Source organism: Stenotrophomonas sp. HMWF003 (genome assembly GCF_003061285.1).
Lineage (GTDB): Bacteria > Pseudomonadota > Gammaproteobacteria > Xanthomonadales > Xanthomonadaceae > Stenotrophomonas > Stenotrophomonas maltophilia_AP.
Window position 1 is genome coordinate 12,240 of the sequence record NZ_QAIW01000190.1, and the last position, 10,573, is coordinate 22,812.

Annotated in this window: 7 protein-coding genes; 3 read left to right on the plus strand and 4 right to left on the minus strand. The window is 67.3% G+C overall.

Features of this window, described 5'->3' with window-relative positions; all coding sequences use genetic code 11:
• From DBR34_RS21275 to DBR34_RS07690, 3 genes are all read left to right on the plus strand, one after another.
• A partial coding sequence (locus DBR34_RS21275; RefSeq protein ID WP_181393941.1) for a putative Ig domain-containing protein occupies positions 1-4,241 on the plus strand: 4,241 nt, incomplete at its 5' end.
• A gap of 119 nt (positions 4,242-4,360) precedes the next feature.
• Positions 4,361-5,398, plus strand: coding sequence for an aminoglycoside phosphotransferase family protein (locus DBR34_RS07685; protein WP_128096352.1), 1,038 nt, complete (start codon positions 4,361-4,363; stop codon positions 5,396-5,398).
• Between the two features lie 224 nt (positions 5,399-5,622).
• Positions 5,623-6,789, plus strand: coding sequence for a nucleotide sugar dehydrogenase (locus DBR34_RS07690; protein WP_128096353.1), 1,167 nt, complete (start codon positions 5,623-5,625; stop codon positions 6,787-6,789).
• A 78-nt stretch (positions 6,790-6,867) separates the two neighbouring features.
• Here DBR34_RS07690 and DBR34_RS07695 read toward each other — a convergent pair whose 3' ends face one another.
• The 4 genes from DBR34_RS07695 to DBR34_RS07710 all read right to left on the minus strand — a co-directional run.
• On the minus strand, positions 6,868-7,755 hold the full coding sequence (locus DBR34_RS07695; protein WP_258223737.1) for a DMT family transporter: 888 nt from the start codon (positions 7,753-7,755) through the stop codon (positions 6,868-6,870).
• Between the two features lie 32 nt (positions 7,756-7,787).
• Positions 7,788-8,837, minus strand: coding sequence for a UDP-N-acetylmuramate dehydrogenase (gene murB, locus DBR34_RS07700; RefSeq protein WP_128096354.1), 1,050 nt, complete (start codon positions 8,835-8,837; stop codon positions 7,788-7,790).
• Positions 8,834-9,889, minus strand: coding sequence for a quinone-dependent dihydroorotate dehydrogenase (locus tag DBR34_RS07705; RefSeq protein ID WP_128096355.1), 1,056 nt, complete (start codon positions 9,887-9,889; stop codon positions 8,834-8,836). The genes murB and DBR34_RS07705 overlap by 4 nt, the downstream gene beginning before the upstream one ends.
• Positions 9,890-9,898: 9 nt before the next feature.
• A partial coding sequence (locus DBR34_RS07710) for a class I SAM-dependent methyltransferase (protein ID WP_146186793.1) occupies positions 9,899-10,573 on the minus strand: 675 nt, incomplete at its 5' end.

The window sequence follows — 10,573 nt, forward strand, 5'->3', positions numbered from 1 at the left end:
GTGTGACGTTGTCGTCCGCGGGCGTTCTCAGCGGCACGCCCACGGCGGGCGGCTCGTTCAACTGGACCGTCACGGCCACCGATGCCGGCAGCATGACGGGCGCGCGTGCCTACACCATGACGATCAGTGCGCCCACCATCGACATCGCGCCAACTGCGCTCCCCGATCCCACCCAGGGCGCGGCCTACAGCGCGGCGCTGACGGCCAGTGGTGGCACGGCGCCCTATACCTTCAGCGTCGTCGCGGGTGCATTGCCCGTTGGCGTGACCCTCAACAGTAACGGCACGGTGTCCGGCACGCCGTCCAATGCAGGTCCGTACGCGTTCACCGTGCAGGCCACCGACAGCAGCACCGGCGTCGGCCCCTTCAACGGCACCCGGTCCTACAGCGGCACCGTGCAGCCCGGCATTCCGGTGCTCAACCCGGCGACCCTGCCCAACGGGGCGATCGGTGCGGCGTACACGGCGGCCTTGTCGGTAACCCAGGGCGCGGGTGCACCGTACACCTTCACCCTGGTATCGGGCGCGCTGCCCACGGGCCTCACCCTGAGCAGCGGTGGCGTGATTTCCGGTACGCCCAACACGGCCGGTTCGTTCACCGCCGTGGTGCAGGTCACCGATGCGGCAGCGCAGAACGGGCAGCGCAGTTACACCATCAGCATCGGCGCGCCGACCCTGACCCTGTCGCCGGCGGCCGGTACGCTCAATGCCACCTATGCAGCCGCCTACAGCCAGGCGTTCAGCGCAGGCGGTGGCGTCGCGCCTTACACGTATGCCGTAACGGCCGGTACGTTGCCCACCGGGATGTCGCTGGCGGCGGCCACCGGTGCGTTGTCGGGCACGCCCACCCAGACCGGTTCGTTCGCGGTCACGGTGACCGCGACCGATAGCAGTAATGGCACGGGTGCACCCTTCAGCATCAGCCAGAACTACAGCGTGGTCGTCGCGTCGCCCACCATCGCCGTTGGGCCGACGACGGTGCCCGGCGGCACCGTGGCCATTCCGTACTCGCAGACCTTGTCCGCCACTGGCGGCATCGCCCCGTATACGTTCGCGATCAGCGCCGGCGCACTGCCGGCCGGCGTGAGTCTGTCGGGCGCGGGTGTGCTGTCGGGCACGCCGACGGCCAGCGGCACGTTCAACGCCACCGTTACCGCCACCGATGCCAACGGCCAGACCGGCGCACGGGCGTACTCCGTGCAGGTAACTGCGCCCACCATCGTCGTGGCCCCGGTAACGCTGCCTTCGCCAGCGCAGGGCCTGGCCTACAGCGCCACCTTCAGTGCAAGTGGCGGCGTGGCGCCGTACAGCTTCTCGGTCACCGGTGCGTTGCCGCCGGGTCTGTCGCTGACCACCGGCGGCGTGCTGTCCGGGACGCCGACCGCATCGGGCACCAGCACGTTCACCGTGCTGGCCACCGACAGCTCGGGTGGGGCAGGGCCGCATACCGGCGCGCAGAGCTACACGCTGAGTACGTCGGCCGGTCCGTCCATCGACCAGACCAGCGTGCCGGCCGCCACGGTGGGCAGCGCATACAGCACCGCGCTCTCCGCCACGGGCGGCACCGCGCCGTACAGTTTCGCCCTGGTCTCCGGTACGCTGCCCGCTGGCATCGTGTTGAGCAGCGGCGGCGCCTTCAGCGGTACGCCGACCCATGCCGGCAGCTTCGCCATCACCGTGCGCGTCACCGACAGCAATGGCGTCACCAACCAGCAGGGCCTGGTGCTCGTGACTGGCGCGCCGACGCTGGCACTGACCCCGGCCGCGGGCAGCCTGCAGGCCGACTACGCGGTGGCCTACTCGACGACCTTCGCCGGCAGCGGCGGCACCGCGCCGTACACCTACACCGCCACCGGTGCGTTGCCTGCCGGCATCAGCCTCAATGCAGCAACCGGTTTGTTGTCCGGCACCGCCACGCAGAGCGGCAGCTTCCCGATTGCAGTGACCGTGACCGATTCCTCCACCGGTGCGGGCGCACCGTTCCAGCGGGTGCAGAACTACACGCTGGAGGTGGCCGCGCCCACCATGGTAGTGACCCCGGGCAGCCTGCCCAACGCGGTGGTGGGAGCGGCCTACACGCAGGCGCTGACCGCCAGCGGTGCGGTGGCGCCGTACACCTACACGCTGCAGGGCGGCAGCCTGCCTGCAGGGTTACAGCTGGATGCAGCCAGTGGCGTGATATCCGGTACGCCAGTGAGCGCCGGCAGCAGCACGCTGACCGTGCGCGTCACCGATGCCAACGGGCAGTCGGTGGACAAGGCGTACACCCTGACCGTGGACCCGGCGCAGATCGTGATCGATCCGGCGGTGCTGGCCGCGCCGCAGGTGGGCCAGGCCTACCGGCATGCGTTCAGCGCCACCCGTGGCAACGGCAGCTACACCTGGAGCGTGACCAGTGGCAGCCTGCCGGCCGGGTTGGCGTTGGCGGCCGACGGTGTGCTCAGCGGTACGCCCACCAGCATCGGCACCAGCACCTTCGTGCTCAGTGCCAGTGATGGGCAGAACTATCCCGGCACCCGCAGCATCACCCTGACCGTCAGCCAGGCGCAGGCCGTGGCGGCGGCGCAGACGGTGACCGTGCTGGCCGGCCAGACCGTCACCTTCGATGCCACCACCGGCGCCAGCGGCGGGCCGTTCGACACCGCCGCGATTGCGGCTGCACCGGCCACCGGCAGTGCCAGCGTCGCCGGCCTGCAGATCAGCTACACGGCGCCGTTGGAGGCCAGTGGCACGGTTGGGTTCACCTACACGCTGGCCAACAGCAGCGGTGTGTCGGCGCCGGCGCAGGTGACGGTTACCGTCAATCCGCAGCCGATCGCCGCTGCACTCACGGCCAGTGGCCTGGCGGGCACCACCATCAGCGTGGAGCTCACCGAGGGCGCGCGCGGTGGCCCGTTCACCGCAGCCAACGTGGTGTCGGTGATGCCGGCCAACGCGGGCACGGCCACGGTGAAGGCAAGCGATGTCGGCTACCGGCTGGAGTTTGCCGCGGCCGGCGGATATGCCGGCGTGGCGCAGCTGGTGTACACGCTCAGCAACGCCTATGCGACCTCCGCACCGGCCACGCTGGCGGTGACCATCACCGCTCGCCCAGACCCGACCAAGGACGCCGAAGTGATGGGCATCCTGGATGCGCAGGCCGACGCCACCCGGCGCATGGCCAGCGGCCAGATCAACAACTTCCAGCGTCGTCTGGAAAGCCTGCATCGGGGCAGTGGCGATGGCTTCAGCAACGGCATCAGCCTGTCGTCGGCTTCGTCGGGACGGGCAGGGCAGCGCGGCAGCCTGTCGGCGGTGGACCAGAGCCTGGCCGATTCCCTGCGCATGAACCTGATCGAGCCTGCGGCAGATCCTGCCGATGCCACAGCAGGCGATGCAACCGGCGGCAATGGCGGCCTGCCCGGCGGCATTGCGGTATGGACCGGGGGCGCGCTCAGCTTCGGCAATGGCAACAACCGCAACGGCCGCAGCTCGGCGGACTTCACCACGTCGGGCCTGAGCATGGGTGCAGACAGGCGCATCAGTGACGGGTTGGCGCTTGGCGCTGGCGTGGGCTATGGCCACGACAGCTCCGATGTCGGCAACAAGGGCAGCCACAGCAGCGTGGACAGCTACAGCGTGGCGACGTATGCCAGCTGGCGGCCGAGCCGCAACACCTACCTCGATGGCCTGGTGGGGTACCAGTGGTTGTCGCTGGATGCGCGGCGCTTTGTCACTGGCAACGGCAACACGGTGCAGGGCAGCCGCGATGGACGCCAGCTGTTTGCCTCGCTGGCACTGGGCTACGAACATCGCAGCGAAACCCTGCTGCTGTCGCCCTATGCCCGGCTGGACGTGGCCGACGCCACGCTGGACGGCTACACCGAGCAGGGCCGGGTGGGCGACACGCTCACCTATGACGAGCAGAAGCTGCGCACCAGCACCGGCAACCTCGGCCTGCGCAGCGAGTACCTGATCAAGACCGACCACGGCAGCTGGCTGCCCGGCGCACGCATCGAGTTCCAGCGTGATTTCCAGGGCAGCAATGCCGCCACCCTGCGCTACAGCGACCTGTTGTCCGGCCCGGCCTACTCGGCGTCGCTGCGCGACCAGTCGCGCAGCCGTACGCTGCTCGGCATCGGGGCGCCGTTCCAGTCCACCTCCGGCTGGTTGTTCCGGTTCGAGTACCAGTTCATGTTCGACAGCCAGGCAGGCGACGTGCAGTCGATCCTGATCGGCGCAGAGAAGAAGTTCCTGCCGTAACCCAACGCGCGCTGCCGTCCTGACGGCAGCGCGCAGCGGCGTGGTTCGTGATCGGTTGCGCTGTGCGCCGCCCATGTTTCTGACATAGTGATGGCGTGTGCGTGCGACACGGCGGATTGATGCTGCATCCTCAGGAATTGTCTTCTTCCCAGATTGGCGTGGCGTTGTCGCAGGCATGGGGCGTGCACGCCAACGTGGTGGTGCAACGGCCGACCGGTGCCGATGCGGGCGCCACGGTGTACCAGGTGATCGCAGGCGATGGCGCGCGCTGGTGGTTGAAGTGCCGGCGCTATGCCGTCGATGACACCGTGTGGAAAGTGCTGCAGTACCTGCGCAACCAGCGCGGTCTGGCCGAGATCGCTGCGCCGCAGCCCACGCGCGAGGGCGCGCCGGCCCTGCGCCTGGACGGCCTGCAATGGACGCTGTTTGCCTACGTCGAAGGCCAATCCGGATTCGAGTCGGCGCTGTCGCAGGCGCAGTGGCGGCGGTTGGGCGCGGTGCTGCGGCAGGTACACGACACGCCGTTGCCGGATGACCTCCGCGCCGGGCTGGCGCAGCCGGATTTCGATGACGATACGGCGGTGGAGCGCGTAGGCGCATGGCTGCATCGCAATGATGCGCGCTGGCCCGTGCGCGATGACCTCGCCGCACAGTTCCTGCGCGCCTGGCAGCAGCATCGGCCACGTATTGGGGAGGTCTGGCAGCGCTGTGCGCAGTTGCGTGAGCGGCTGCAGGGCCGTGCATGGGCGCGGGTGCTGTGTCATGGCGACCTGCACGCCGGCAACCTGCTGCTGCGGGCCGACCACGGGCTGTGCCTGATCGACTGGGACGACATGCTGCTGGCCCCGCGCGAACGCGACCTGATGCTCATCGGTGCGGGTGTGGGCGGGCGCTGGGGGCGCGATGACCCGCCGGGGTTCGCTGAGGGCTACGGCGCCGTGAGCATCGACCGCTACCGCCTGGCCTACTACCGGCATTGGCGCATCCTGCATGACGTGCAGGAGTTCCATGACCTGCTGCTGGAGCCAGGGGCGGCGTCGCGCCCGCCGGCGCAGCGGCGCCAGGCCCTGCGCTACATGGAGGAGCAGTTTGCGCCGGGCAACGTGGTGGACAGCGCGACGCGCAGCTGGGTGGCGGCCACCGGGCTGCCGGGGTAACGCCACCCCATGGGTGGCTATTGTGTGATCGGGATCGTCGGGTGTCAGCCACCCATGGGGTGGCTCTACCGGCGGCTACCGCCCCTGCAATGGCAAGCGGCACGGGGTCGGGCCGTTGGCACATTGAGATGTGGTGGAGCGTGCGCGCGGGCGCGAAACGACGCAACGCGACTATTTGCTACCATTCCATCTTGTACGTTGAATTGCCTGAGAAGGACCTTGGAATGAAGATCGCAGTGGCCGGCACCGGATATGTTGGCCTGTCCAACGCGGTGCTGCTGGCTCAACATCATGAAGTTGTTGCTTTGGATATCGACAGTGCCCGAGTAGAGATGATCAATGCAGCACGGGCACCCATTGAAGATCGCGAGATTGAGGAGTTTCTTCAAAGCAAACGCCTGAATCTTGTGGCCACCTTGGATCCCGACCTTGCGTACTCGGGTGCGACGTTTGTGATTGTGGCCACGCCCACTGATTATGATCCAAAGACGAATTACTTTGACACCACTTCTGTTGAGTCGGTGATCAAGGATGTGATGCGGGTGAATCCGCACGCCGTCGTGGTCATCAAATCCACCGTTCCAGTCGGGTGCACCAGTGCACTCCGAGAGAAGTTTGGCACGGAGAACATCCTGTTCTCGCCGGAGTTTCTTCGTGAAGGGCGGGCGCTCTACGACAACCTGCATCCGAGTCGAATCATCGTCGGCGAACAGTCAGAGCGCGCCTCGGTGTTTGCCGGGCTTCTGCTGGAGGGGGCGATTCGAAAGGATGCGCCGGTACTCTTCACCGATGCCACGGAAGCGGAGGCCATCAAGCTTTTCTCCAACACCTACCTTGCAATGCGCGTTGCCTATTTCAACGAGTTGGATACGTACGCAAGCTCTCACGGACTGGACTCTCGGCAGATGATTGCCGGTGTCAGTCTGGATTCCCGTATTGGAAACCACTACAACAACCCTTCATTTGGTTATGGCGGCTACTGCCTTCCAAAGGACACAAAGCAGCTGCTGGCCAACTATGACAAGGTTCCGCAGAATCTGATCCATGCCATCGTGGAGGCCAATCGGACGCGAAAGGACTTTATTGCCGACGAGATCCTGCGTCGCAACCCCAAGGTCGTCGGTATCTACCGACTGGTCATGAAGGCAGGGTCTGACAATTTCCGCGCCTCAGCGGTGCAGGGCGTCATGAAGCGGATCAAGGCAAAGGGGATCGAGGTCATCGTCCATGAACCGGTTCTGACACTGCCCGAGTTCTATCGATCCAAGGTCGTCAACGACTTCGATGCATTCAGTGCGCAGGCTGACATTATCGTTGCCAACCGCATGACGGATGAATTGGCGAAGGTGTCGGACAAGGTTTATACGCGAGATTTGTTCGGCGCGGATTGACTGGTCGGCTTCTCGTGTGATTCCGGCGCGCGGCCAGTTCTTCGATGAAGATCCAGCCGCGCATCCGGTTCAGGTGTTTCATTCGCCGGGTTTCGCTGCGGCGGTAACAGCCTGGGATTTGGCGTGGCGGGCCAGGACCGCTTCGCGGTGGGCGATGTAGGCGTTGGCGCCGAGGATGATGCCGGCACCGATCACGGTCCAGCGGTCCAGGGTTTCGCCAAACAGCAGCCAGCCCAGCACGGCGACCAGGGGCAGCTGCATGAAGCTGATCGGGGTCAGTGCCGAGACCTCGCCCAGGCGCAGCGCCCGCGTCCAGAGCAGCTGGCCCACCGTGCCGAACAGGCCCGTGGCAGCCAGCCACAGCCAGGCCATGCCGGTGGGCCACACCCAGACGAACACGGCGGGAATCAGCGACAGCGGCACCCAGAACACGTAGGTGTAGAGCACCACGGCATCCGCGCTGTCCACGCGGGTGAGCTGCTTGATCTGGATCGCCACCAGCGAACTGAGTACCGCGGCGAGCACGGCCACCAGTGTGCCGGGGGTGAAGCTGGTCGAGCCCGGGCGCACGATGATCAGCACGCCGATGAAGCCGATGATCACCGCCGCCCAGCGTCGCGCGCGCACGGTTTCGCCGAGCCACAGCACCGCGGCGATGGTGACGAACAGCGGCGTGGAGTACGACAGCGAGATGGCCTGCGACATCGGCAGGTGGCCGATCGCCCAGAACGCGCACAGCATCGACGCCAAGCCGATCGTACTGCGCAGCAGGTAGCGCGGCAGCTGCTGGGTCTTCAGTGACGCGCGCCCCGGGCGCAGCAGCATGGGCAGCAACGCCATCAGGCCGAAGGCGTTGCGGAAGAACGCCACTTCCTGGGTGGGCACCGAGCGGGTGGCGTAGCGGATGGCCACCGCCATCAGCCCGAACGCCAGCGTGCTGCCCAGCATCAACAGTGCCGCACGCAGGGGTGTGGGGGCAGGCAGGGCGAGTGGCGGTGTCACCACTGCGCGCCGATCAGGCGCGGCTCCGGTTCGATCGGAACGCCGAACTTTTCCAGCACCGAGGCCGAGATCTGCCGCGCCAGCGCCAGCAGCTGCTCGCCGGTGGCCGTGCCATGGTTGACCAGCACCAGCGCGTGGTCCGGCGACACGCCGGCGTCGCCGTCACGGTAGCCCTTCCAGCCACACGCCTCGATCATCCAGGCTGCCGACAGCTTGCGCCGGGTGTCCTGGTCGGCCGGGTACACCGGCAGGTCGGGGAAATGCTGCAGCAACACGCCCACCTGCTCCAGCGGCAGTACCGGGTTCTTGAAGAAGCTGCCGGCGTTGCCCAGCACGTCCGGGTCGGGCAGCTTGCGGCGGCGGATGTTGATCACGGCGTTGGCCACATCGGCGGCCACCGGCAGTTCCACGCCCATCGCCTGCATCTCTTCGTTGATGCCGGCATAGCCCAGGCGCAGGGCGTGCAGCAGCGGCAGGCGCAGTTCGATCGCGGTGATCAGGTAGCGCTCCGGCGCCTGCTTGAACACGCTGTCGCGGTAGCCGAACTGGCAGGCCTCGGGATCCAGCCGGACCCACGCAGCGGTCTCGCGGTCCCAGGCTTCGACGGCCTGGATGAACTCGTCCACCTGTACGCCGTAGGCGCCGATGTTCTGGATCGGTGCGGCGCCGGCGGTGCCGGGAATCAACGCCAGGTTCTCCAGCCCGGACAGCCCGTTCTGCAGCGACCACATCACCAGCCCATGCCAGCTGACCCCGGCGCCGGCACGGACCACGGTGTGGTCGGCGCGGTGTTCCAGGATCTCGATGCTGCGGTTGGCAAACACCAGGACCGTGCCCTCCACGTTGCCGGCCAGCAGCACGTTGCTGCCACTGCCCAGCACCAGCAGCGGCGCGTCGGCGACCTGCGGCAGCGCCAGTACGTCCGGCAGCAGCGACGGGTCGTGCAGTTCCAGCAACTGGGCCGCGCTTGCGTCCACGTGGAAGGTATTGAGCGCCTTCAGCGACGCGTTTTCAGTCAGGGTCCAGGCAGGCATTGCATTACTCATAGGGGGGCAACCGCACCGCGGCTGGGGGCCTCGCGGCGTCGGCGGATGGCTTCCACGCAGTCCTGCACCAGGGCCGGGCCGCGGAAGATCAGGCCGCTGTAGCACTGCACCAGGGAAGCGCCGGCGGACATCTTGGCCACCGCATCGGCACCGGACTGGATGCCGCCAACGCCGATCAGCGGCATCGACTCGGGCAGGCGTGCACGCAACCGGCGCAGCACCAGGGTGGACTGGCCCAGCAGCGGCGCGCCGGACAGGCCACCGGCCTCCTGCGCGCGCGGGTCGCCGGCCACCGCACTGCGGTCGATCGTGGTGTTGGTGGCGATCACGCCGTCGACCTTCAACTCGCTCAGCACGCGGGCGGCCGCATCGATGTCACGGTCGCTCAGGTCCGGCGCCACCTTGACCAGCATCGGCACGCGCCGACCATGCTTGGCGGCGAGGTGTTCCTGGCTGTCGCGCAGCTGGGAAATCAACTGGCGCAGCGCCGTTTCTTCCTGCAGCTCGCGCAACCCGGCCGTGTTGGGCGAGGAGATGTTGACGGTGATGTAGTCGGCCAGCGGATACACCTTCTGCAGGCAGTGCTGGTAGTCGTCGAATGCCTGCTCGTTGGGCGTGTCCTTGTTCTTGCCGATGTTGATGCCGAGCAGCCCGTGGCGGCGCTTGGCCCGTTCAACATTGCGCACCAGTGCATCCACGCCGAGGTTGTTGAACCCCATGCGGTTGATGATGGCCTGGTGCGCCGGCAGCCTGAACAGCCGCGGTTTCGGATTGCCTTCCTGCGGACGCGGGGTGATGGTGCCGATTTCGACGAAGCCGAACCCCAGCGCCAGCAGGGCATCGATGTGCTCGCCGTTCTTGTCCAGCCCGGCGGCCAGGCCGACCGGATTGGGGAACTCCAGGCCGAAGGCCTTGGTGGGCAGCGGTGCGATACGGCCGGCCAGCAGGGGCGTGGTGCCGGTGCGGTAGGCCATCTCCAGGCCGCTCAGGCCAAGGCCGTGGGCGCGCTCTGCGTCGAAGGCGAACAGGAAGGGGCGGGCAAGCGAGTACATGGCGTTCTATCAGTCCAGCGTGCCGACAAAGGCACGGGTGTGGTATTCAAAGGCAACCTGGCCGTCCACGGCGTGGGCATCGAACAACTGCTGCAGCGCCTCCAGCATCGGCGCATGGCGCGGGTGGCCGGCCTGGGGCGCGTAGGACGAGGACAGCAGGCGGCCGCGCAGGCCATCGAGGTCCATGCGCTGCACGTTCGGGAAGCTGGCCAGGCCGCGCAGGCCCGCACCGAACCAGGCACGCATGGCGTCGTCATCCTGGTAGCGCTCGGCGACCTGGGTGTAATCGGTGCCGAACTCCAGCAGCAGCTGCTCGTAGCCGATCAGGAACGGCGAGGCGTCGAGCAGGCGGGAGTTCCAGAACACCAGCGCCATCCCCCCGGGATGCAGGATGCGCGACCACTCGCGGCGCACCGCGGCGGTATCGAACCAGTGGAAGGCCTGGGCGGCAGCGACCAGGCCAACGCTGTCGTCGGCCAGGGTGGTGGCCTCGGCAGTGCCGTCGACCAGTTTCAGGCGCAGGTAATCGGGGGTCAGCCACTGCTCGGCGGCGGCGCGCATGGCGGCATTGGGCTCCACCGCGATGACCGGGTGGCCGCTGGCGAGGAACAGACGGGTGGAAATACCGGTACCGGCGCCGATATCGGCGACCAGGGTTTCGGTGGGCACGCCGATATCGTGATG